General features: G+C 39.9%; 22 protein-coding genes and 1 riboswitch. Of the genes, 15 read left to right on the top strand and 7 right to left on the bottom strand.

Annotation, left to right across the window (positions count from 1 at the left end):
• Positions 1-33: 33 nt before the first annotated feature.
• The 10 genes from BEN71_RS13145 to BEN71_RS13105 all read left to right on the top strand — a co-directional run bounded on the left by BEN71_RS13145 (position 34) and on the right by BEN71_RS13105 (position 11179).
• The gene (locus tag BEN71_RS13145; RefSeq protein ID WP_068975415.1) at positions 34-1092 is read left to right on the top strand and encodes a 2,3-butanediol dehydrogenase; all 1059 of its coding nucleotides are present in this window, start codon (positions 34-36) and stop codon (positions 1090-1092) included.
• Positions 1093-1346: 254 nt separating this feature from the next.
• Positions 1347-1451: riboswitch (guanidine-I (ykkC/yxkD leader) on the top strand.
• A 28-nt stretch (positions 1452-1479) separates the two neighbouring features.
• A complete protein-coding gene (locus BEN71_RS13140; protein ID WP_068975414.1) occupies positions 1480-2229 on the top strand; it encodes an urea amidolyase associated protein UAAP1 in 750 nt (249 codons plus the stop codon).
• A gap of 18 nt (positions 2230-2247) precedes the next feature.
• Complete coding sequence (locus BEN71_RS13135) at positions 2248-2901, top strand: urea amidolyase associated protein UAAP2 (RefSeq protein WP_068975413.1); 654 nt, start codon at positions 2248-2250, stop codon at positions 2899-2901.
• Positions 2902-2903: 2 nt separating this feature from the next.
• The gene (gene uca, locus BEN71_RS13130; protein ID WP_068975412.1) at positions 2904-6509 is read left to right on the top strand and encodes an urea carboxylase; all 3606 of its coding nucleotides are present in this window, start codon (positions 2904-2906) and stop codon (positions 6507-6509) included.
• Positions 6510-6854: 345 nt separating this feature from the next.
• Positions 6855-7082 carry a ribulose bisphosphate carboxylase small subunit gene (locus tag BEN71_RS13125; RefSeq protein ID WP_068975411.1) on the top strand — a complete coding sequence of 76 codons (228 nt, stop codon included), beginning with the start codon at positions 6855-6857 and terminating at the stop codon, positions 7080-7082.
• Complete coding sequence (locus BEN71_RS13120; protein WP_068975410.1) at positions 7079-7537, top strand: helix-turn-helix domain-containing protein; 459 nt, start codon at positions 7079-7081, stop codon at positions 7535-7537. Before BEN71_RS13125 ends, BEN71_RS13120 begins: the two co-directional genes overlap by 4 nt.
• 238 nt (positions 7538-7775) lie before the next feature.
• Complete coding sequence (locus tag BEN71_RS19465) at positions 7776-7901, top strand: hypothetical protein (protein WP_264757089.1); 126 nt, start codon at positions 7776-7778, stop codon at positions 7899-7901.
• A gap of 3 nt (positions 7902-7904) precedes the next feature.
• On the top strand, positions 7905-8339 hold the full coding sequence (locus BEN71_RS13115; RefSeq protein WP_068975409.1) for a CopG family ribbon-helix-helix protein: 435 nt from the start codon (positions 7905-7907) through the stop codon (positions 8337-8339).
• Between the two features lie 15 nt (positions 8340-8354).
• Positions 8355-10160, top strand: coding sequence for an allophanate hydrolase (gene atzF / locus BEN71_RS13110; RefSeq protein WP_068975408.1), 1806 nt, complete (start codon positions 8355-8357; stop codon positions 10158-10160).
• Positions 10157-11179: an ABC transporter substrate-binding protein gene (locus BEN71_RS13105; RefSeq protein WP_068975407.1), complete on the top strand. Its 1023-nt coding sequence runs from the start codon at positions 10157-10159 to the stop codon at positions 11177-11179. The genes atzF and BEN71_RS13105 overlap by 4 nt, the downstream gene beginning before the upstream one ends.
• Before the next feature lie 440 nt (positions 11180-11619).
• On the opposite strand, the gene BEN71_RS13100 is transcribed toward BEN71_RS13105, so the two are convergent.
• The 7 genes from BEN71_RS13100 to paaZ form a co-directional block, all read right to left on the bottom strand.
• Positions 11620-12498 carry an ABC transporter ATP-binding protein gene (locus BEN71_RS13100; RefSeq protein ID WP_068975406.1) on the bottom strand — a complete coding sequence of 293 codons (879 nt, stop codon included), beginning with the start codon at positions 12496-12498 and terminating at the stop codon, positions 11620-11622.
• A complete protein-coding gene (locus tag BEN71_RS13095; RefSeq protein WP_068975405.1) occupies positions 12498-13442 on the bottom strand; it encodes an ABC transporter permease in 945 nt (314 codons plus the stop codon). The genes BEN71_RS13100 and BEN71_RS13095 overlap by 1 nt, the downstream gene beginning before the upstream one ends.
• Positions 13443-13666: 224 nt before the next feature.
• Positions 13667-14908 (bottom strand): OprD family outer membrane porin, encoded by a 1242-nt coding sequence (locus BEN71_RS13090; protein ID WP_068975404.1) that lies wholly within the window; start codon positions 14906-14908, stop codon positions 13667-13669.
• 20 nt (positions 14909-14928) lie between these two features.
• Positions 14929-16299, bottom strand: a complete 1371-nt coding sequence (locus BEN71_RS13085; RefSeq protein WP_068975403.1) for an MFS transporter — start codon at positions 16297-16299, stop codon at positions 14929-14931.
• A gap of 958 nt (positions 16300-17257) precedes the next feature.
• Positions 17258-17911, bottom strand: coding sequence for a 3-oxoacid CoA-transferase subunit B (locus BEN71_RS13080; protein ID WP_068975402.1), 654 nt, complete (start codon positions 17909-17911; stop codon positions 17258-17260).
• Between the two features lie 11 nt (positions 17912-17922).
• Entirely contained in the window at positions 17923-18624 is a 702-nt protein-coding gene (locus BEN71_RS13075) for a CoA transferase subunit A (RefSeq protein WP_068975401.1), read from the bottom strand.
• A gap of 356 nt (positions 18625-18980) precedes the next feature.
• Positions 18981-21095 (bottom strand): phenylacetic acid degradation bifunctional protein PaaZ, encoded by a 2115-nt coding sequence (gene paaZ, locus BEN71_RS13070; protein ID WP_068975400.1) that lies wholly within the window; start codon positions 21093-21095, stop codon positions 18981-18983.
• A gap of 260 nt (positions 21096-21355) precedes the next feature.
• Between paaZ and paaA the strand changes: the two genes are divergently transcribed.
• The 5 genes from paaA (at position 21356) to paaE (ending at position 25241) form a co-directional block, all read left to right on the top strand.
• The gene (paaA, locus tag BEN71_RS13065) at positions 21356-22297 is read left to right on the top strand and encodes a 1,2-phenylacetyl-CoA epoxidase subunit PaaA (protein WP_068975399.1); all 942 of its coding nucleotides are present in this window, start codon (positions 21356-21358) and stop codon (positions 22295-22297) included.
• A 67-nt stretch (positions 22298-22364) separates the two neighbouring features.
• Positions 22365-22655, top strand: coding sequence for a 1,2-phenylacetyl-CoA epoxidase subunit PaaB (paaB, locus tag BEN71_RS13060; RefSeq protein ID WP_068975398.1), 291 nt, complete (start codon positions 22365-22367; stop codon positions 22653-22655).
• 11 nt (positions 22656-22666) lie between these two features.
• Positions 22667-23422, top strand: a complete 756-nt coding sequence (paaC, locus tag BEN71_RS13055; protein ID WP_068975397.1) for a 1,2-phenylacetyl-CoA epoxidase subunit PaaC — start codon at positions 22667-22669, stop codon at positions 23420-23422.
• Positions 23423-23448: 26 nt separating this feature from the next.
• Positions 23449-23949 (top strand): 1,2-phenylacetyl-CoA epoxidase subunit PaaD, encoded by a 501-nt coding sequence (gene paaD, locus BEN71_RS13050; RefSeq protein ID WP_068975396.1) that lies wholly within the window; start codon positions 23449-23451, stop codon positions 23947-23949.
• 233 nt (positions 23950-24182) lie between these two features.
• Positions 24183-25241 carry a 1,2-phenylacetyl-CoA epoxidase subunit PaaE gene (gene paaE, locus BEN71_RS13045; protein ID WP_068975395.1) on the top strand — a complete coding sequence of 353 codons (1059 nt, stop codon included), beginning with the start codon at positions 24183-24185 and terminating at the stop codon, positions 25239-25241.
• Positions 25242-25354: the final 113 nt, after the last annotated feature.

Below are 25354 nucleotides of genomic sequence, written 5' to 3'. Positions count from 1 at the left end.
TTTTATCAATAAAAAGATGTTGAAGGAAGCAATATGAAAGCAGCACGTTTTTATGACAAGGGTGACATTCGTATAGAAGATATTCCTGAACCACAAGTTTTGGCAGGAACCGTCGGGATACAAGTCGCTTGGTGTGGGATTTGCGGGACAGACTTGCATGAGTTTATGGAAGGACCTATTTTCATACCACCATGTGGGCATCCACATCCTATTTCAGGAGAGTCAGCACCTGTGACCATGGGACATGAATTTTCTGGTGTGGTTTATGCTGTAGGAGAAGGTGTGGATGATATTCAGGTTGGACAACATGTGGTTGTTGAACCCTATATCATTGCTGATGATGTAGCGACAGGACCCAATGACAATTATCATTTATCTAAAGATATGAATTTTATTGGTTTAGGTGGGCGTGGTGGCGGATTGTCTGAAAAGATTGCGGTGCAACGCCGTTGGGTACATCCGATTTCCAATGATATTCCCTTAGATCAAGCTGCGTTGATTGAGCCTTTATCTGTTGGTCATCACGCCTATGTTAGAAGTGGTGCAAAGGCGGGAGATATTGCACTGGTTGGTGGGGCAGGTCCAATCGGATTGTTATTATCCGCCATTTTAAAAGCCAAAGGTTTGACAGTTATTATCACTGAACTCAGTGCTAAACGGAAAGAAAAAGCGCTGGAAGCAGGCGTTGCGGATTATGTATTAGACCCCTCGCAAGTCGATGTCGTGGCTGAAGTGATGAAAATCACGCAGGATCGTGGCGTGGATGTTGCTTTTGAATGCAGCAGTGTCAATAAAGTGATGGATACCTTGGTTGCTGCCATGAAACCAACAGGCGTCGTGGTGATCGTGTCAATCTGGAGTCATCCCGCAACCATCAATGTGCATAGCGTGGTGATGAAAGAATTGGATATCCGAGGCACTATTGCTTATGTGAATGATCATCAGGAAACCATTCGTTTGGTGGAGCAGGGCAAGATTAATCTAGAACCGTTTATTACCCAACGAATTGCACTGGATGATTTGGTTGCTCAAGGATTTGAAACTTTGATTCACAATAACGAGTCAGCAGTTAAAATTATTGTTCATCCTTGAGTCACGTCACAATTCTGATGTTTGATTTTTGAAATTATTTCATTTTGAAAATAACTAGTGTGTAAATTTCAAAATGGTGTGCTGAAATGACAAGGCACATCATTTTGAACAATTTAACTCAATTTAAATGACCCAAAAGTTGGCACATTAACCTCATTAAAAATTAAACCCCGCACCTGAATAGCTCAAAAAATACGACTAAAACAAAAAAACGTAATACTGAAATGGCACGCTATTTGCTAATTACTCATCATCATAAAGTGAACTAGGGTTCCGGCAGCGCAATGAAGATTGGCTGTGCTGTGACCGAGAGTTTACGGCTCAATTGAGCTACACGGAGGGATAAAAGCCCGGGAGGTTGGATTAACCTTAAATGAGGTAGAGCAAATGGGCGAACATGCAAATCAATATCGCGATAACAAAATCTTGTGGAGTGAAGTTTTACCCGGGGGGCATCATTGGTCGGGACGAATTCAAAAAGGGACAGTACTCCAATTTAAATCATTAGGCGAAAATGCCAACGTATCATTCTTCTGTGTAAATGCAGCAGATCAATTAGAACGATACAACATGCCCGATAGCCTCAAAGGACAACATACGGCTTTTTTATCGACAGGTCATGCACTGTATTCAGATTTAGGGCGTGTCATGGCATCCATCATTCATGATGATCAAGGTTGGAACGATGCCTTTTGTGGTGCGAGTCGTCCTGAATATATTAAAAAGCAGTTCGGAAGTTGTACCTTTCAAGATGCTCGAAATGAGATGTACCAAAGTGGCTTGGATGGCTTATTGGTCGAAATGGCGAAATTCTCACTCGCTCAAAAAGATTTGAGTGCTACTGTCAATTTATTTTCAAAAGTTACTCCCAATGATTGTGGTGAGTTGTCATATATCCATGCTGATCGTACCAATCAAGTGATTGAACTGCGTTTTGAGATGGATTGTTTGGTATTTCTGTCCGCTGCACCGCATGCCTTAGACAATAGTGATCGTTATCAACCTGCCGATGTGAATATGCAATTATTTAAAGCTTTGCCTTTGAGTGAGCATGATATTTGTCGTGATTCGTGTCCGCAAAATCAACGTGCCTATGCAAATAACGCACGTTATTACGCACTTGAAAGTAATGTTTAAGCCAGCAGGAGAATAACCATGACAATTTTACAATCTTTTGAAAAAACAGTGCTCAGTGAAGTGTGTCCAGCCGGCGAAGCATGGATGTGTGAAGTTAAAAAAGGGCAATTTTTCCGTATTGTTGATCTTGAGGGAAATCAGGCTGTAGATACGCTCTTTATCAGTGCTGAAAATCCAGATGAACGTTATAGCGCAACAGATACATTGGCGATGAATCAACAAATTTATTTGGAAAAAGGCACAACTTTATATAGTAATTTTGGTCGTCCGATCGCTGTGATTCATGATGATAATTGTGGTCGTCATGACACATTGGGTGGTGCATGTTCATGCGAAAGTAATACAGTGCGTTATTCACATGATAAGTATCCGATGCACAGTTGCCGAAATAACTTCATGTACGCTTTGGCGAAGCATCCAATTGCACTAAAACATGAATTAAATGTGAGACATATCGGACCAAACATTAACTTTTTTATGAATGTTCCTGTGACTGAGGATGGTGCATTGAAGTTTGATGATGGAATTTCTGCACCAGGAAAATACGTCGAAATTCAGGCTGAAATGGATTTAATCGTACTGATTTCAAATTGTCCTCAGCTGAATAATCCATGTAATGCCTATAATCCAACTCAAATTCAATTGATCGTGCGTGAAGCAGAAGGAGCATAAAAATGTTTAATAAAGTCCTGATCGCCAATCGTGGTGCAATTGCTTGCCGAGTGATTCGTACACTTAAAAAGTTGGGTATTCAATCTGTAGCGGTCTATTCAGAAGCTGATCGTGATTCCTTACATGTCACTTTAGCGGATGAAGCTGTATTTATTGGTGATTCTCCTGCAAGTCAAAGTTATTTAAATGTCGATAAGATTTTAGATGTCGCAATGCAAACAGGTGCAGAAGCGATTCATCCAGGTTATGGTTTTCTTTCTGAAAATGCAGAGTTTTGTGATTTGTGTGAAGCGCAAGGCATTGTATTTTTAGGTCCAAACTCAGCGCAAATGAAGTCATTTGGCTTAAAACATACGGCGCGTGAATTGGCGATTCAAGCCAATGTTCCCTTATTGCCTGGTAGTCAATTACTTGTAGATAAAACAGAAGCACTGCTTGAAGCTGAGCGTATTGGCTACCCCGTCATGCTCAAAAGTACCGCAGGTGGCGGTGGGATTGGTATGCGCTTGGTGTGGAATGCCGAAGAACTTAAAGAAGCATACGCAACTGTTTCATACCTAGCCCAAGCCAATTTCAAAGATGCAGGATTATATTTAGAAAAATTTGTCCAAAATGCACGACATATCGAAGTGCAAATTTTTGGTGATGGTGAGGGACAAATCCTGGCTTTGGGTGAACGCGATTGTTCGGTACAACGACGTAACCAAAAAGTAATAGAGGAAACCCCTGCACCGCATTTGAATGATCAACAACGTGCATATATCCAAGATGTTGCGATTCAACTGATGCAGTCTGTGAATTACCGTTCCGCAGGTACGGTTGAATTTGTCATGGATACGGACACGCAAGAATTCTATTTCTTAGAAGTAAATACTCGCTTACAAGTAGAACACGGTGTGACGGAGCAAGTTTTTGGTGTTGATTTAGTTGAATGGATGATCACTTTAGGCAGTGGCGATTGGGTTGCACCGATTGACAAATTAAGTTCAAAAGGTCATTCCATCCAAGTACGTTTATATGCTGAAGACCCGATCAAAAATTTCCAACCGAGTGCAGGCTTACTGACGCATGTGCAATTTGATGACCATGCTCGTAATGAAACATGGGTTGAAACAGGTTCAAATGTCTCGTCTTTTTATGATCCGATGATTGCTAAAATTATCGTGACAAGTGACAGTCGTGAATCTGCAATTCAAGCCATGATTGACACTTTGGCAAAAACGAAAGTCGCAGGCATTGAAACCAATCTTGAATATTTACAAAATATTGTTGATGGTGACGTGTTTAAAGCGGGGACACAAACCACACGTTTTTTAAATAACTTTGAATGGAAAACCCAAAAAATTGAAGTGTTACAATCAGGGATTCAAACTTCAATCCAAGATGTAGATGGACGTTTGGGCTATTGGGATGTCGGTGTACCACCATCAGGTGCAATTGATCCATTGAGTTTAAGCGTTGCCAATCAGTTATTAGGCAATGCAAAAAATACCGCGGGACTTGAATGTACCTTGCAGGGGCCAAGTTTAAAGTTCCATTGTGATAGCCAAATTGTAATTACAGGTGGTGAAATGCCATCAAAACTTGATGGCGTCAATGTGCCGATGTGGCAGACTATCAATGTCAAAAAAGGTCAGGTCTTAAAATGCGGTACGATCATGACAGGCTGCCGAAGTTATATCGGGATTAAAGGCGGTTTTGATGTACCTGAATATTTAGGTTCACAAGCGACATTTACATTGGGACAATTTGGCGGTCATGCAGGACGTAATTTATTGATCGGAGATATGTTGCCGATCACAGCATATTCCTCAGCAGAGTCAACGCAGTTAGACACTCAAAATATCCCAAGCTTTAGCCATAGTTGGGACATTGCGGTGATGTATGGTCCACATGGTGCGCCAGATTTCTTTACCAAACAAGATATAGATACTTTTTTTGCCAATGAATTTGAAATTCACTATAACTCCAGTCGTACAGGGATTCGTTTGGTGGGGCCAAAACCTGAATGGGCACGTGAGGATGGTGGCGAAGCAGGCTTGCATCCTTCTAATATTCATGACAATGCCTATGCGATTGGCGCAATTGATTTTACCGGTGATATGCCGATTATTCTCGGGCCAGACGGTCCAAGTTTAGGTGGTTTTGTATGCCCTGCGGTGGTGATCCATTCTGAGCTTTGGAAAATAGGTCAGCTGAAAGCAGGTGATAAGGTAAAATTCATTCCTGTGAGTTATGCGCAAGCCAAAGCTCTAGATCAAAAATATCATCAAAGTATTAGCGCATCTGACACAGCAATGATTGATTTTAATCCATCTTTACATGCTGAAATGGAGACCTTAAATGATGCTGTTTTGGCGACATTGGATGGACAAGATGATTTACCAAGTGTGACTTATCGTCCTGCAGGAAATAGTTATTTACTTGTGGAATATGGTGAATTAGTCCTTGATTTAAATCTTCGTTTCCGTATTCATGCCTTGATGCAATGGGTAAAAGAACAGAATATTCAAGGTATTATTGACCTCACACCTGGGATTCGATCACTACAGATTCATTTTGACTCAATCAAAATTGATCAACTTGAATTATTGGCGCAGCTTCAAAAAGCAGAAGCTGAATTGCCAAATATTGACAATATGCAAGTTCCTTCGAGAACAGTATATCTGCCTTTGGCTTGGGAAGATTCACAAACGCAATTGGCAACAGAGCGTTATACCCAAATTGTACGTCCAGATGCGCCGTGGTGTCCTGATAATGTTGAATTTATTCGCCGTATCAATGGCTTGGCATCCAAACAAGCGGTTAAAGATGTGGTGTATAGTGCCAACTATTTGGTTATGGGTTTAGGTGATGTATATCTCGGTGCGCCCGTTGCCACACCGCTTGACCCACGTCAGCGTTTAGTGACCACTAAATATAATCCTGCTCGGACTTGGACGCCTGAAAATGCTGTGGGTATTGGTGGGGCATATATGTGTGTCTATGGCATGGAAGGGCCTGGCGGGTATCAGTTTGTTGGGCGTACTACACAAATGTGGAGTCGTTATCGTAAAAATCCTGATTTTGAACAAGGTATGCCGTGGTTATTGCGTTTCTTTGACCAAGTGAAGTTTTATGAAGTGTCTGAAGCTGAACTTTTGCAAATGCGTGAGGATTTTAAAGCAGGACGTTTAAAACTTCGTATTGAAGAGGGTGTGTTAAACCTTAAAGAATACAATGAGTTTTTAGAAGCCAATCAAGACAGTATTCATGCATTTAAAGCTTTGCAACAAGCCAATTTTGAGGCTGAACGTCGTCGTTGGCATGAAGCGGGCTTGCAGGAATATGTTTCTGAAAGTTTAGATGCTGTGGATGATGGTGAAGCTGTTTTGATTCCTGAGGGTGGTTGTGCGGTTGAATCGCACATGCCTGGCTCGATTTGGAAAATTGAATGTGCTTCGGGTGATATTGTGGAAGAAGGTGCAACGCTTGCTGTGATTGAAGCCATGAAAATTGAAATTCCTATCATTGCACCTGAACGGATGAAGGTTGAAGCGATTACCATTGAAAAAGGTCAAACGGTGAAAACAGGGCAAGTGTTGTTTACGTTAGCGCCTGTGGCTTGAGAAAATAGTAGGTAGAGAACCGTCCGTAAGGGCGGTTTTTTGTTTAAAATAAACGAGAACATTGAATAAAAAGGATGAATGAATGTCTTTTTCAGCTCAGTTAAGAGTAAGTAAAAATTTTGAGCAATTCATATATGAATATTTAAAGTGAGCAGTTTATTGACTCAGACTTAGATGATGTATCAATTTTGTTAGATAATTTAGCAAATTATTTTGGTATTAGTGCTATACAGGCAAAAGCACATGACAATGTTTTTATAAAAATACTTTAGAACCGATATTTAAAAATTGTTGACGTATGACAACGCTATTGCTAATCTTGAAACATAAATAAAGAGAATAATTATGAAAAGACATCCTAATAAACATATTCGAGAAGCGATTGAATATGCAATTGAAAATGGTTGGGATGTTATTGAAACAGGTAAATCAGGTCATGCCTTTTGTCGACTTAAATGTATTCTCGGGCATTCTGAGCATCAAATGAGTATTTGGAGTACGCCTAAAAACCCTGAAACTCACGCAAAGCAAATTATGCAGAAAGTAAAGCAATGTAATGGAGAGGAAGAATGAATACTTATCACTTTACGATCGTTGTACGTGATGCAGATTCTGATCTGGCAACATTGGAAGATCAATTCTTTGAAGCAGGCTGTGATGATGCCTTACTTTGTAGTTATAACGGCACGGTCTATTTAGAATTTGATCGTGAAGCAGAAAATGCTGAACAAGCCATTCAGTCTGCTATTGATAATATCAGTTCACTTGGATTTAGTGATTTAGTTGTTGAAGAACAAGGTTATTCTACTTTGTCTGAAATGGCAGAAAGGGCGGGAATGAGTCGTCAGGCATTATCACTTTATGCGCAAAATAAACGTGGAAATGGTAATTTTCCTCGTCCTATGTACGGCTTGGCTTCAAAATCTGCAATGTATTTTTGGCCAGAAGTAGCAACTTGGTTATTTCAGCAAAATAAGTTGGATAAATCCCACTATGATGTAGCAAAGGCAACGATTCATTTACACTAACAGTTCATTTTATTTTCCAAATACTCTGTTCAGTGTTGTCATTTGTTAAAATGGGTATGCCTTAAAAATAATTATACATCTAGCCCCATCCCCGTGCATGGGGCTTTTTTATGCCCAAAAAGTAAGCGTGATTTATCCTTAAATCTCGAAAAATATAGCTTCTAAATTGGCACGCTTTCTGCATTTCCTATCAAGTAATACTAAAAATTAATTTAGTAATACTTTCAGGAGTTGCGATATGAACAATCCCCATCCTCAAGCCAAAAAAGCACATCCACTTAAAGTATTTCTTGTCGAACTTTTTACTGCTCGTGCAGGTGTTCATATCAAACAACACAGCTCAGTGATCACTAAAAAAGGATAAACCGTGCCCAAAGCAAAATTGGCACGGATTAGCGTTACTGTGCCTGAAACTACACTCAATGCACTCGACCAAAAAATTGTCGATCAACACTACGAAAGCCGATCACAAGCAATCGTGGATATGATCAATCGGCATTTGACTGCAGCGCAAGAACACACAAATGCAGTGATGGTCGGAACATTGACACTGCTTTATGAGGTTGAACACATACAACTTCGTAATCAACTGATTGATTTACAACAGCAGTTTTTAGCACAAGTGATTAGCTCACTACATATTCAACTCGATCAACAGAAAATATTACAAGTCATGCTGATGCAAGGGGCAAGTTCTGAACTTCGACATATCAGCCAACAATTTATCGCATTAAAAGGCGTGATCAAAGGGCATCTTGAACTGATGGATGCCGTGATGCCGCCCATTCCACAAAATGATTGAATAAGGAGTAAGCGCGTGAAACAGCTATGGACGATCCAAGATTGGAAAAATGCTTATGAAAATAAGCAGATCAAACTGGAGGATTTATTTGATTACGTAAAATCTATTAGCAATGATGATCATGCTTGGATTGAGATTGCATCTACAGCACAGTTTCAAACACAAATAGATCAATTAAAAAATCAAGATACAGATTTACCACTCTACGGTGTACCATTTGCAGTCAAAGACAATATAGATGTTGCAGGATTTCATACGACTGCCGCATGTAAAGAGGCAGAATATTTAGCAACTACGGATGCAACAGTTGTCGCCAAACTCAAAAAAGCAGGGGCGATTGTCATCGGTAAAACCAACCTTGACCAATTTGCGACAGGATTGGTTGGTGTGCGCTCACCTTATGGTGCAGTGAAAAATAGTTTCAATCCTGAATATATCAGTGGCGGATCAAGTTCAGGTTCATCGGTAACAGTTGCCAAAGGTGTTGTTCCATTCAGTTTAGGCACAGACACTGCGGGGTCGGGACGTGTACCCGCAGGACACAACAATATCGTGGGATTAAAGCCCACCAAAGGCTGGTTTTCTACAACGGGGCTAATTCCTGCATGTCGAACTATAGATGTAATTTCTATATTTGCACTGACCATAGACGATGCGTGGGCAGTGGCAAACATCATGCAAGGTTATGATGATGCAGATGTATATTCACGAACACATCCTGCCAATGTACCAACACAATTTTCCAAAGGCAAAATAGCCGTCCCGAAACAACTTGAGTTTTATGGGGATATAGAAACTGAAAAAGCATTTTCAATTGCGATTGAGCGTGTAAAAACACTGGGTTATCAGGTTGAAGAAATTGATTTTACAGATTTTAATCAACTTGCTCAGGCACTTTACAATGATGCATGGGTTGCTGAACGGACAGTTGCTGTAGAGAAATTAATTACACGTGATCAAGCACATCCTGTGATTGCACAGATCATTGCACAAGCAGATAAATTTAAAGCAACCGATGCGCTACAAGCGGAATACAATCGAGCGGAATTGGCTCGAAAAATAAATTTAGCCCTAACGCCGTATGATGCATTGATGGTACCAACTGCACCAACGATTTATAAAATTATGGATGTTGAAGCTGATCCTATTGTGAAAAATTCACACATGGGGGCTTATACCAATTTCGTCAATTTTGCCGATTTATCAGCAATCGCCTTGCCCAATGTCATTCGAGCTGATGGAGTGCCAAGTGGCGTAACCTTTATTGCGCCTGCTTGGCACGATCAAGCTTTGGCAAATTTTGCACAAAAATGGCAAGCAGAAACAGCATTAACACTTGGAACATCAGAGCAAAATTATCAAAAAACACTCGAAATTCAATCCAATAATTCAGTGAAATTGGCAGTTGTTGGTGCTCATTTAACGGGTATGCCTTTAAATTTTCAATTGACCACACGTTTAGCGACCTTGCTAAAGAAAACCAAGAGTGCTGCAAACTATAAACTTTATGCGCTAAAAAATACCACACCACCAAAACCTGGACTGCAATGTGATGCGCAGGGTCAAAGTATCGAACTTGAAGTATGGGATATTCCACTTGCCAATTTTGGTGCAATTGTCGCTGAAGTCCCTGCACCGCTTGGGATCGGCAATGTACAGCTCGAAGATGGCTCATGGGTAAAAGGCTTTATTTGTGAATCTTATGCGATCCAAGATGCTACCGATATTAGTCACTTCGGTGGTTGGCGCAGTTATATTCAGTCGTTAAAGCAAAATAATGCAACATCAAATTCAACAAAAACTGGGGAAGTAATATCATGATTAAAAAGGCACTTTTATCTGCATCGATTGTTTCTACAATCCTGTTCAGTGGTTGTGATAACACGGCAAAAATTCCTGAAGCGAAGGACGGTAGCAAAGCATCAGTAGACAGTAAACCGATCACGATTGGATATAGTGACTGGCCAGGATGGGTGGCTTGGCAGGTCGCAATAGAGAAAGGTTGGTTAAAAGAAGCAGGGCTAAATGTTGATTTTAAATGGTTTGATTATTCAGCTTCACTCTCCGCTTTCTCAGCGAACCAATTAGATGCTGTATTTGTGACCAATGGCGATAACCTTGTGACCGCTTCTGGTGGTACACAAGGCATGATGATTTTGGCAACGGACTATTCCGCAGGCAATGATGTGATTATTGCCAAAGCAGGGATTAATTCAATCCAAGACTTAAAAGGAAAATCAGTCGGAGTTGAAAAAGGTTTGGTCGATCATTTGTTATTGGCAACCGCATTATCAGATCAAAAAATTTCCGCAACGGATGTTAAATTGGTCAACTCTACAACCAATCAATTACCCCAAGTATTTTCAAGTCCTGATGTCTCTGCGATTGCAGTTTGGCAACCTGTGGCAAGTCAGGCACTGAAGGCTGTTTCAGGAGCTAAAATTATTTACTCCTCAAAAGATAAACCTGGGTTAATTTATGACACCTTAACTGTGAATATGAGTCATTTAACCGCACATCAAGAGGAATGGAAAAAGTTACTTCAAGTTTGGGACAAAACCGTTAAATATATCAATGACCCTGCAACTCGTGGTGACGCTATAAAAATTATGGCTGCACGTTCTGGGGTTGATCCAAAACAGTATGAATCTATGGTGGATGGTACACATTTGCTGGATCTTGAAGCCAACCAAAAAGTCTTTACCAAAGGTACAGGTTTTGATTCAATCTACGGTTCGTCCTACCATGTCAATAAATTCAATGTTGAAAATGGCATCTATAAAACAGAACAGAACGTAGATGGCTTGATTTATCCAACATTGATTCAAGCGTTAAAATGATCTCCATAAAATCGCCTTGATGACATAATATAAAAGCCTGAAATATTTAAAGATTCAGGCTTTTTGCCTATTAAGAATTGAAATCGATAAAAACTAAACAGAATGCTGATCTTTAAAAAAAAGAATTAAAGCAATTTAATAAACAAATCATTTAGGTTTAGTGGCGAAACTAATGCTTAGAATATGAATGATGATAAATTTTAGTCTTGATTGATGAAAATGTATTACTTAATTGAATAGAGCTTTTCATTACTAAAGTGTTTTTTATTTGAAAATATAGATCAACCGAAAACGAACAATATTCGTGGTTCTCATTCTTATTTAAATATTGAGTTTTTAGGGCTTAGATAGGGCTTATTCATCATGGATGATTGAATAAGCCTTTATAAAATTGGTAAGAAATTGATTTATTGAAAAATTATATTGGTTTGGATAGAACATTAATCTTCATTGACTGAAGTCATCAGCGGAATTTTCGGTAAATCCTCCAATGCAGGATCAACTTCATCATCTTGTGCATGAACTAAGTCATCCACACGCTCACGCAATTTTTTAAACTCTGGTGTCTGCATTAATTCAGGAGTTCGAGGGCGAGGTAAATGCACTTCGATGATTTCTTTGATTTCACCTGGATTGGCTTTTAAGGCAACAATTCGATCTGCCAATAAAATCGCTTCATCCATATCGTGAGTAACGAAAATAATTGTAATATCAATATTTTGCCAAAGATCCATTAAATGCTTTTGCATTTTCTGACGGGTGTGTGGATCAAGCGCACCAAAAGGTTCATCCATCAATAATATTTTAGGTTCATTGACCAATGCCCGTGCGATAGCGACACGTTGTTTCATTCCCCCTGACAGTTGATGTGGATATTGATTTTCGTACTTTTCCAAACCAATGAGATTGATCCATTCACGTGCAGCCGCTTCTGCGGAAGGGTTACTCGCACCTTTCATGAGTGGGCCAAACATGACATTTTCTTTGACTGTTTTCCACGGGAAAAGGGTATAGCCTTGGAATACCATACCTCGTTCAGGGCTGGGACCTGTGATTAACTCGCCATCCACAATCAGTTCGCCATGACTATAGGGATCTAATCCTGCAACGATTCGACTAAGTGTGGATTTTCCACAGCCCGATGGACCAATCACACAAATGAATTCACGTTTATGAATTTTCAAATCGAGCTGATTTAAAATAGTGCGTTCAGTTTTGCCATGTTTAAACACTTGGCTGAGTTTTTTGGCTTCTAAAAGAACAGGACGTGCATAGATTTTTTGAAAGTATTCATGCGCATTAAATGTTGAATGGTTCATTATTTTACTCCTGCTTTCCATGCGAACATGCGCTCGCCGAATTTCATTAGAATCAAATCACACACAAGACCAATGACACCAATAATCAGGATGGCTGCATAGACATTGTCAAAGTTTTGGTAACGTGCTTGTTGGGTGATAAACCATGTAATCCCCGATGTTGTCCCGATCAATTCTGAGACAATTAAATATGTCCATGCCCAACCAAGTAGAACACGCAAATCACGATAGATATCAGGCAGGGCAGCAGGAATAACGACATTAAATAAACTCTTCAATTTATTCGTTCCCAAGGTATAACCTGCTTCGATCAAACTTTTATCAACCATTCGGGTGGTGTTGGCGATGATTAAAATTTGTTGAAATAAAGTCCCAATAACAATAATGGCGATTTTTGGTGCGTCATTGATACCTAAAATTGCCACAGCGAGCGCACCAAATGCAGGTGCAGGTAAGTATCGGAAAAACTCAACAAAGGGTTCGGTGAGTAGGGATATTTTTTGAGAAAAACCGCAGAGGATACCGAGCGGAATGCCGATGATTGATGAAATAAAAAATGCCAGGAATACAATTTTGATGCTATGCCATAGACTTTGATGAAACCAAGGCGTGTCAGGTTGTTCGGGTGGTGTGATAAATGCCGTCACCAAAGCTTTTGCGACCTCATGCGGTGCAGGTAAATATATTGGGTTGACAAGGATACCTTGAGGTGGAGCTGCATGCTGATCTACGGCATTTTGTGCTTCGCTGTAGAACACATTTTTATCAACCCGACTGCCAACTTGTAAATATGCGACACTGCCGGAGTTGGTGATTTGAACTTGAGGATGCCAAATAAAAGGCAAATAACTGACAGCACACCAAATTAGAATCGGAATGAGAAAAGAACAAAAGCTAAGTAAAAGCTTGTGCCTTTTTCTAACATCCATTGTGATTTTGCCCATTTTGCCCCCTATTTCGCTTGAATATTACGAATCTTTAAAAACGTAATATTTGTTAAGCAAAATGAGTGCCATAAGGCTAAAGAGTGAGATTGATGATGCGTTTGCTGATGAATGAATTATTTATGTTCTAAAGTGAAAATTTTTATAACTGATGAAAATTGAGTTTTTATGAGCAACTGATTTACAACATCATGTTGATGCAGTTGCTCATATTTTACATCGGCTTAAAACTTACGTTGATAATTGATAAAGAAACGATTTTCTACAAAGTCATTGCCATGATCTTGATCATATTTGGCAAATAAATGTTGTATCGAAAAACCTTTGAGCATCGGTTGTTGGAAGGTATAACTTGTAAATAAGTTAAACTCAGATTCTTTATTTTTCTGCCCATTTGCCATTTTAATATCATCGCCCATGGCATATTTGGCAGTACTTGTCAGACCAGGTACATAGTCTTTAAAATCATAACCATAGATGAAGTGCCAAGATTTCTCATTTTTCTTGAAAAAGCCGGTGACATTCCAATTGATAAAATATAACTCAGGTAAAAAACCATCCGGTAAAGGGTAGGCATCGCCCACGATTTGCTGATAGCCCACGCCAATACTATGATTTTTTACTTTTACCGTTTCCAATAAGCCTATGTTTTGACTGTCGATGTCTAATGCACTGCTATTGTCCTGTGAATTAAAATAGCGCAACTTGGAATGTAGTGCGATATTTTCGGCAATCGGATATTTATGTTCAACACCTAAATAATGTTTGTCATATAAATTATCCAAATGCCCATAGTAGTAATTCACATTCAAATCTTTATTTACATCATAGACAAAGTTGATGTAGTCCAAGCCATCTGAATAGTGTTTTACCCCATTTTGCGTATAAGAAAATTTATAGAAATCTTCTTTGTTACGTGGTGAATTACGAGTGACATGTCCAAGTTCAACTTTTAATTTTTCCATCACAGGAAATTTTAAATTCACCCCTTGATAAGTGGTGAGTAGCTGGCGACTTGTGTCGACGGTGGTCATCGGTAAATTCAGCCACAATTCCCCAACACGCAGTTCTGCCTGATCATATTTCAGTTTCAGTGTGCCACCGTATTTTAAATAATCATCGGCTTGTTCTTTTTTGATCGGGTCAAAAGGCAGCACCGTATCATCCACATGCTTATCGTTGCTAAGGCGTACTGCATATTGCACCGAACCATCGACACCGATTTGGATCGGCTGATCTAAAATTTGTAGCGGTGTGTCATGAAATTTTGAAGTGTAAAATAATGACGCACCTTGTGACCAACTGCCTGTATCTTTGACATTTGACTGATCAAAATTACGGTCGATATAGGCATTTTTCAGGGTGAATTTCCATTCATCTTCCGCATGAAGTTGTTGCATCATGGCACAGCCATTGATCAGCATCAGTGCGGAAAAAAGTGTTGAAAATGAGCATTTTTTTAACATAAGGCATCCTTGGCTTAAGTTTATTTCCAAATGAAAGGCGATTGTTTTTGAACGTCTTCTGCATCAGGTTCGAGTGCGATGCTTGTACGATCTTTGAAAATACAAATCGCAAGGAATGCAATCACTGACATTACAGTCAAATAAGCACTGACCAAATAAATTCCATTTACTTTGCCAATAAGTGCTGCTGCGATAAGCGGGGCAAATGCGCCACCGATGATCGAGCCAATCGCATAGGTAATTGAAATACCTGAGAAACGAATCGAAGCAGGGAACAGTTCAGAATAGAAAACTGCTTGTACGCCGTAAGTGATACCGATACCCATAGATAAAAGTGCCAAGCCCAACATGATCAAGCCGTAGTTGCCTGTACTGATCAATGGAAATAGCGCGAGTGCAGTAATGACTTGGATGATTGAACCCACGATATAAATCGGTTTACGTCCAAATTTGTCAGAAAGAACGGCTGACAACCACGTGAAGAATGTCCAAATTACCGCTGAAATACTGACTAAACCAAGAATAGTAGGGCGGTCGAGGTTTAAACCTTTTGGATTGGTAGTAAAGCTTTGGATGAAACCACCCGCAGTCATATAGCCGAGTGCAGTTGTTCCTGCGATCAACAATGCTGAACTGAAAATGACTTTTTTGTATTGACCAAACAATTCACGAATTGGTTTTTGAGTCGTGCCTTTTTGCTTTAATTCTTCAAAAATCGGGCTTTCTTCAACTGAACGACGAATCCAATAACCCAAAGCGAACAGTAAAATACTCAATAGGAATGGAATGCGCCAACCCCACGCCATAAATTCTTCACCCGGTGATACATAGCCTGTCATGACCACGAGTACTAAAGATGCAAGCAATAAACCAAGTGGAACGCCAAGTTGAGGGAATGAGCTGAATAGACCACGTTTTTCAGTCGGTGCATGTTCAACTGCCATCAACACAGCGCCACCCCATTCACCACCTGCGGAGATACCTTGTAAGATTCGTAGTAAAATCAAAATGATCGGTGCAGCAATGCCGATGCTGTCATAGGTCGGCAGTAAGCCAATCAAAGTTGTGGTACCGCCCATCATGATCAAGGTGATGGCAAGTACGGTTTTACGTCCAAATTTATCGCCGAAATAGCCTGCGATGAATGCACCAAAAGGACGGAAAATGAAACTGATTCCCACCGATGCAAAAACCAATAGGGTTGCAAAGACAGGTCCTGCGGGTTTAAAGAACAGTTGATTGAAGACTAAGCCCGCAACTGCGGCATAGATAAAGTAGTCGTACCATTCGATGGTAGTGCCCACGATGGTTGCCATTGCGATTTTACGGGTACGTGACGCATGGGGTAATGCAAGCGTCGGGCTGTGCAGTTCTACTTGAGAATTTTCCATAGCATTTCCTTTTTTGTCTTGTGCGAGCGGCTTCAATCTATTTTTTAGTTTTTGATTGGAACCATATCCTTGTCGCGATGATTCGTCATGAATCAATTCATTTAATTATGCTTAATAATTTTTAAAAAGATACACCTTAAATAATATTTATTTAAAATTGTATCTTTTAAATAAATTTATGAACTTTGTTTTATTGGATTTTATATTTAAATAAAAATTATATATCAATAATTTATTATTTTTAATTTATTGAAAAGTGTTGTTTATTTAAAATAATATGATGTAAAAATAATTTATAATTTTCAAAAGTGTATCATGTTTTATTATTGTAATCGCAAAAAAGCCTAGATAAAAGGTCTTTTATCTAGGGGAGGAAATGGATGTGGTTTTAATACATCGCATTGGTGTTGATGTGTGTGCCAATCATAGTTCTATAATGAGTAATGAAGTTCCTTCTCTTGCGCCATATCTCAGGGATAAGGAGGCAACTCAGCAAGAGGATGAGTAATGCTGATCAGTTAAGCAAAATTATTTGAAAATTCCTAAAATCTCCCCTCTTGCGTAGCCTAGCTACTCATCTTTGAAAAAGAGGGGGAACTTCTTGTAACTAAAATGATTTTTAGTAATCTTGCGTAGCTGAGCTACTCATCCCTCCTTTGGAAAAAGGTGAGGAACATGTTCCGCAAGGGGAGGATTCAAAAATCCTTAACTGACTGGCATTACAAGAGGGTGAGGGCTTTTAAATAGACAACCTCTACCGCTTGCGAAACGATATTTCTCTTCCTGAAAGGAGAGGGAACATTCAATATTGATTCAGATCTTGCTGAAATTAACTTTCGCAAGAAGTCTAGTATTTAATCCTTATTCAAAGTAACTTATTTGTAATGATTTAACGTAAAAAAAACAGATATTTATGATTAAATCATGAGGAATTTTTACAGTTACGCAAAATATTTAATCACGCAGCATCTAACGTAGTTTCGTCATAAATTAAAGTCGTACCTGTAGCTTGAATGACTTCTTCAAGACTGATGTCAGGCGCAAGTTCAACGATGCGTACTGTATTGTCAATAATATCAAATACACCATAATTGCTGATGATTCGGCTCACCACGCCTTGTCCTGTTAAGGGGAGTGTGCATTGATCTAAAATTTTGGCTTCACCATTTTTATTGCAATGTTGCATCATCACCACAATTTTTTTAGCGCCTGCAACCAAATCCATTGCACCGCCCATGCCTTTGACTTTATGTCCTGGAATCATCCAATTGGCAATATCGCCTGTTTTAGACACTTGCATTGCACCCAAAATTGCCACATCGACATGACCACCTCGGATCATGGCAAATGAGTCTGAGCTTGAGAAAAAAGATGCGCCTGATTTAGTGGTAACTGTTTGTTTTCCTGCATTAATCAGATCCGCATCGACTTGTTCTTCAAGCGGGAATTCGCCAATGCCCAATAAACCATTTTCAGATTGCAGCCAAATATGCAGTTCAGGATCGATATAATTCGCTACCAATGTTGGCAAACCGATGCCTAAATTGACATAATCGCCATCGTGTAACTCTTGTGCAGCACGTTGTGCCATTTGTTCTTGTGTCCAAGCCATGAGCGTATTCCTTATGCAGCACTTTTGATGGTTCGAATTTCAATGTGTTTGTTTGGATTTGGATTAACCACGATACGATCGACATAAATACCGGGGAGGTGAATGTCATCGGGATCTAATTCTCCAATTTCGACCAACTCTTCAACTTCTACGATGGTGAGTTTGGCAGCCATCGCACAGTCAGGATTGATATTGCGGGCAGTTTTGCGGAACACTAAGTTGCCTGCTTTATCCGCTTTATAGGCTTTCACTAAAGCAAGGTCTGCATTTAAGGCTTCTTCAAGTAGGTAGTTTTGTCCGTTAAAGTTACGGACTTCTTTGCCTTCTTGTACCGCTGTTCCTACACCTGTTTTGGTATAAAAAGCGGGGATCCCTGCGCCTGCGGCACGTAGCTTTTCAGCCAATGTACCTTGTGGGGTGAGTTCAACTTCGAGTTCACCTGCCAGGTATTGGCGTTCAAATTCTTTATTGCCACCAATATAGGATGATATCATTTTTTTCACTTGGCGTGATTCAAGTAATAGGCTTAAACCAATACCGTCGATGCCTGCATTATTACTAATGCAAGTCAGTTGTTGGGCATTGGAGTCACGTAAGGTTTGAATAAGTAACTCAGGAATGCCACATAAACCGAAACCACCGACAGCAATCAGCATATTGTCCTGAACAATATCAAACAGTGCTGCCTGACTATTTGGATAGACTTTATTCATTTTGAAATCCTTCAATGATGCTCCAAAATCCATATTTGGAAATGCATTTATTCATATTTTTGAGTATGAACCACCTTAGTAATGATTAGACTTCTTGCATTAGACACAGAATATTCAGATTTAAGATTCAAAAAATATTTAAAAGTGTATTCGGAATTAATTTCTCTTAGGAGGTAATAATTCCGTGATTAGGTTGGGGCTTTCATTGAAAACCTCTCCCTAACCCTCTCCTGAAAGGAGAGGGAACTTCAATATTGATCTGAATTAATCAGTAACATATTTTCACAAGTGAGCTATCGAAAACAAAGATTATTCAAATTCAGTTTAATTAAAATTAAATGAATCTTCACACAATTTTAGTCACGATTTACGAGGGTTAAAATGTCGTAAGTTGCGACCAATTCATTGCGTTGGTTTTTGACTTTAATGTCCCAAACCACCACGCCATGCGGTTTTTGTTCAGGATCACGCAATGGTTTTGGTGTTTTTTGCTTACAAGTCAGTTCCACTTGAATGGTGTCACCAATTTTCACGGGTTCAACAAAACGTAAATTGTCCATACCATAGTTAGCAATCACAGGTCCCGGTGCAGCATCGACAAATAAACCTGCCGCTGCCGAAACGATAAAGTAGCCATGCGCAACACGATCACCGAACAGGGAATCTGCCGCAGCGATTTTGTCCATGTGTGCATAGAAGTGATCACCACTTAAACATGCAAAATTCACAATATCTGCTTCAGTCACCGTACGACGAGCTGTTAATAAACGCTCACCTACACGCAGTTCATCAAAGGATTTTTTGAACGGATGAACACGATCTTCAAACACTTGCGAACCAATCGTCCAACTGTGTCCGATTTGGGTCATCGCATTTGGTGAACCTTGAATCGCAGTGCGTTGCATATAATGTTTTACTGCACGTAAACCACCGAGTTCTTCACCGCCACCTGCACGTCCCGGACCGCCATGCACAAGCAATGGAAGTGGTGAACCATGACCTGTACTTTCTTTGGCATTTTCAGCATCAAGTACATGTACACGACCATGCCATGGTGCGATTTTGGCAATGATTTGTTCAACATTTTCATCCGCATTGCGAACCACAGAAGCAACTAAACTACCTTCGCCTTTTGCTACTAACTGTGCCAATTCGGCAAGATTGTGATAAGGCATCAAGGTGACCACAGGACCAAATGCTTCAACTTGGTGAATGGCTTGGGCTTCATTGGGTGATTTACACACCAAAACTGTCGGTGGATAGAACGCACCATTTTCAGGGTGTTCTGCAACAATGTTAAAGTCTTGACGTAAATGGCTACCAAAAACAATTTCAGCATCTTGACTGAGTTGCTCAACTCTTTCAGCCACATCGTGTTTTTGTTTAACACTTGCCAATGCACCCATGGTGACATTTTCAAGTTCAGGATTACCGACCACGACTTTTTGTAGCTTCGCAACCAAACGGCTTTGTACCGTATCCAATAAATTTGCAGGAACAAAAGCACGACGAATCGCAGTACATTTTTGACCTGCTTTGGTGGTCATTTCACGGAAAACTTCACGTACAAATAGGTCAATCGTTTCGTCATTGGCTTGTTCAGTCAGGATCGCACTATTCACCGAATCCGCTTCCATGCTGAATGGAATTGAATATTGATTTAAATGTGGATGGGCACGTAATTTTTGACCTGTAGAGGCTGAACCTGTAAAGGTTACAGTATCTTGTGCATTTAAATGTTCAAATAAATCATAAGTCTGACCACAGATCAGCTGTAAAGCACCTTCAGGTAAGAAGCCACTTGCCAAAATATCAGCAACTACAGCATGGGTCATTTCTGCGCCTTCAGTCGCAGGTTTAACGATACAAGGCACACCTGCCAAAAGTGTTGGTGCGATTTTTTCCAACATTCCCCAAATCGGGAAGTTAAATGCGTCAATGTGTACCGCAACACCTGCTTTCGGGCTGAGGATGTGTTTTGCGCCAAAGGTGCCATTTTTTGACAATGGAATCCAAGCATCTTCAACCAATGCAGTTTCATCGCTCAGTTCACGGCGGACTAAACTTGAGTAGGCAAATAAAGTACCGATTCCGCCTTCGACATCAATCCAAGCATCTTTACGGGTACAGCCTGTTGCTTTGGCAAGTTCATAATAACTTTCTTTGCGTTCAAGTAGATATTGCGCTACTTGTTTTAAAGCATTGGCACGCTCATGGAATGTCAGATTGGCAATCGCTGAACCTTTGCTTTTTGCAAATTCAACAATGGCTTTGGTGTCGATGCCTTGGCTGCTGACTTGATAAATCGCTGCACCTGTAATGGCATGGTAAACAGTACGGAACTCATTTTGTGCAATAAAGTTCTGTCCATAAACCAAAGAACTTAATTTTTTCACGTCAGATGCTTGTGTGGAAGCATCGTGATCTGCGTTGTGCTCGGTTGGATTTGATCCTGCATCTAGCTCAAGCATGGCTAACTCCTTTTATGATACGTTTTACATAAATTTTTAATTTTGATGATTCATAATTTGTTCCTTTATTTTTAAATTGTCAAATATTTTTCCATTAAAATGCTGTAACAACAAATATTTAAAAATTAATATTATTGAAATACAGTAAGTTAAATAATTTTGCTGAAAATTTTAATATGATACATATAAAATAGTATTGATTTTTTATTCGTATCGTTTTACTTTAAATCTCATAAACACTTGGGATAAGTGAGGACACAATGAAAAATCATCAACAAGATTTTGATCAAGCGCTTGAAAAGGACATTTCAATCGAACCAAAAGATTGGATGCCTGATGCATACCGTAAAACTTTAATTCGCCAAATCGGACAACATGCACACTCAGAAGTGGTTGGCATGTTACCTGAGGGCAATTGGATCACACGTGCGCCAAGCTTGAAACGTAAAGCAGTATTGTTGGCAAAAGTGCAAGACGAAGCAGGGCATGCTTTGTATTTATATAGTGCGGCTGAAACTTTGGGTGCAGACCGTGACGACATGATGGATAAACTCATCGCAGGTCGTATGAAATATTCTTCTATTTTCAACTATCCAACATTGTCTTGGGCAGATGTTGCCGCAATCGGTTGGTTGGTCGATGGTGCTGCGATTGTGAATCAGGTGGCATTGTGTCGTACCTCTTATGGTCCTTATGCACGTGCCATGGTTCGTGTCTGCAAAGAAGAAAGTTTCCATCAACGTCAAGGTTTTGAGGCGATGATGCAACTTGCAAATGGCACACCTGAGCAAAAACAGATGGCGCAAGATGCGGTGAATCGTTTTTGGTGGCCTGTGCAAATGATGTTTGGTCCAAGTGATGACAATTCTCCAAACAGTGCACAAAGCATGCAGTGGAAAATCAAATTATTCAGTAATGATGCATTACGCCAAAAATTTGTTGATAACACTGTGCCACAAGTACACATGTTGGGTTTGACTGTACCTGATCCTGATCTACGTTTTAATGAAGAAACAGGGCATTACGAGTCAGGTCCAATCAATTGGGATGAGTTCAATGACATCCTTGCAGGTAAAGGTCCTTGCAACCATGAGCGCATCGAAGCACGTCGCAAAGCGTGGGAAGGCGGAAAATGGGTGCGTGATTCAGCAGCGGTGTATGCACAAAAGCAGCAAGCTGATGAAACTGCAAAAGTCGCTTAATTCACAGCACACTTAATTTTCAGCACATTGATTCATTATCAGTTTAAATTTCAGGAAGGATTCTCTCATGAACAATAAAAACAATTGGTCGTTATTCGAAGTATTTGTACGTAGTAAACAAGGTTTAAGTCATCGTCATGTGGGTAGCTTACGTGCGCCTGATGCTGAAATTGCTTTGCAAAACGCCCGTGATGTGTATACCCGTCGTAACGAAGGGATCAGCATTTGGGTGGTGAAATCTGAGTTGATCACTTGTTCACAACCTGAGGAAAAAGAAGAATTTTTCGATCCTGCTTTGGATAAGGTTTATCGTCATCCGACTTTTTACCATATCCCTGATGGCATTGAGCACATGTAAGGAGCAGGCAAATGAATCATTCAGTATTTTCTCAATATCTTTTGCATTTGGCAGACAGCCAACTGATTTTATCGCACCGTTTGGCGGAGTGGTGTGGTCATGCGCCTGAATTGGAACTTGATATTGCACTTGCCAATATTGGTTTGGATTTACTTGGTCAAGCTCGCACGGTGTTGAGCCTTGCAGGTGAAGTCGAGGGTCTAGGTCGTGATGAAGATCAATTGGCTTTTTTTCGCACTGAACGTGAATATCGCAATTTATTGCTTTGCGAACAACCAAACGGCGACTTTGCGCAAACCATCGTGCGTCAATGGTTAATGGATCATTATCACCATTTATTGTTCGCAGCTTTAAGTAATAGCAATCATGCGGAACTACGTGCTTTTGCCATCAAGTCTTTGCGTGAAGTGAAATATCACTTACGTTTTTCAACCGCTTGGATGGAGCGTTTAAGTCTCGGTACAGCAGAAGCGCATGAAAGAACCCAAAATGGTTTAAATGAATTGTGGCGTTTTACCGAAGAACTTTTTGATCTCAGTGCAGATGAACAGCAATTGGTACAAGACGGCGTGATTCCAAATATCACTTTGTTAAAAGCACAGTGGCAAGACATTGTAAATGCAGAAGCTGCTCATTATGGCTTGAACATTCCTGAATTGGGTGCGTATCGCCGTGGTGCAAAACAAGGTTTGCATACTGAACATTTGGGCTATGTTTTGGCTGAAATGCAATCTATGCAACGCAGTTATCCAAATATGAATTGGTAATTCAGTCAGAACAAGGAGCAAGTTCCATGAATTTAATTCGACAATGTACTGATCAATGTTGGGATGTTTTGGCACAAATTTCTGATCCTGAAATCCCTGTTTTGTCTGTGGTGGATTTGGGCATGATTCGTGGTGTGGAATTCAATCAGGACAATGAACTTGTGGTTCGACTGACACCAACTTATAGCGGATGCCCTGCAACAGATGTATTAAAAGCTGAAATTGAACAAGCATTTACACAGCATCAACTTACCCCTGTCAATGTCGTTGTAGATTTATCCGAAGCGTGGACAACCGATTGGATTAGCCAAAACGGCAAAGACAAATTGAAAAAATACGGCATCGCACCGCCAAAAGGCGAAGCGCATAGCTGTGGTACTCATGTGGCATTGACCGATGGCATTGAATGCCCACATTGCCACAGTGTACACACCAAATTATTAAGTGAATTTAGTTCGACTGCATGTAAAGCCTTATATCAATGCAAAGACTGCTTAGAACCATTTGACTATTTTAAATGTATTTAAGGCATTTAGAGGTTAAATCGAAATATTGATGGTGGTGAGTTAAGTAAATTACTGAACAAATGCTAAAAATCTCCCCTAGCCCTGAGCCATATATGGCGCAAGGAAAAAGAGAGGAATTACCGGAACTAAAATAATTTTAGTAATGGAAAACTCCCTCCTTTGAAAAAGGAGGGTTGGGGTGGATTTAAAAATGCTGAACACACCAACATCTAAACAGAAAGAGGGATTTTCAAATGAGTCAATTTATACCATTAACCATTAAATCAATTACGCCTCAAACTGAGCAGGCAATTTGTATTGCATTTGAGGTTAGCCCTGAATTACAAGCTGATTTTCAATATCAGGCAGGTCAACATCTCACCATTCGTCATTTAACCGATGCAGGTGAAATTCGCCGTTGTTACTCGATTTGCAGTGATCACAATGAAGACATGAGCATTGCCATTAAAAAAATTGATCAAGGACAATTTTCAAATTGGGCAAATGACAATTTAAAAGCAGGCGATCAGCTTGAAGTCATGCCACCACAAGGCGTTTTCTTCCAAAAAGCTGCCAAAGTCGGTGGTAAAAATTATCTTGGCTTTGCCGCAGGCAGTGGTATTACTCCGATTTTATCCATTGTCAAAACCGTGTTATTGCAACAGGAAGATGCCAATTTTACTTTGATTTATGGCAACCGTACTTGGAAACAAACCATGTTTGCTGAGCAAATTATGGATTTGAAAGATCGCTTTAAAAATCGTTTTCAGTTGGTGAATGTTTTTTCTCGTGAAATGAATGACAGTGCTTTATTTAATGGTCGTATTGATGCTGAAAAATTACAGTCATTATTTAAAGCGGATTTGATCAATGCGGATTTTGATCACTGTTTTGCCTGTGGTCCTGATGAAATGATGGATGCGATTGAAACCGTATTGCCTGAACTTGGTATTGAACGCAGCAAAATTCACACTGAACGCTTTAATACAGGTACAGCGAAAAAAGCCACTGCGGAACAGATCGAAAGCCGTAATGAAGAAAAAGTCAATATCGTACTTGATGGTCGTGAGTTGATCATCGAAGTATCGAAAGAAGATGACAGCATTTTAGATGCAGCGCTTCGTGCAGGTGCAGATTTACCTTATGCATGTAAAGGCGGTGTATGTGCAACCTGTAAATGTAAAGTTTTGGAAGGTCAGGTCGACATGGCGATCAACTACAGCTTAGAGCCTGAAGAAGTTGAGCGTGGTTATGTTTTAAGTTGTCAGGCACGTCCTGTAACGCCAAATGTGCGAATCAGCTTTGATGACTAAAATGGGTTCCAATATTCAATCACGAGATTGAAATTGAGGATTTAAAACAGCGTGTAAAAACAGAACATTGATGAATACAGTTTTGATGAATCAGGATTTGATATTTTAGAAAT

It is taken from the genome of Acinetobacter wuhouensis (assembly GCF_001696605.3).
Lineage (GTDB): Bacteria > Pseudomonadota > Gammaproteobacteria > Pseudomonadales > Moraxellaceae > Acinetobacter > Acinetobacter wuhouensis.
Note: the sequence above shows the minus strand (reverse complement) of the source record. Positions and strands in the feature narration are given on the sequence as shown.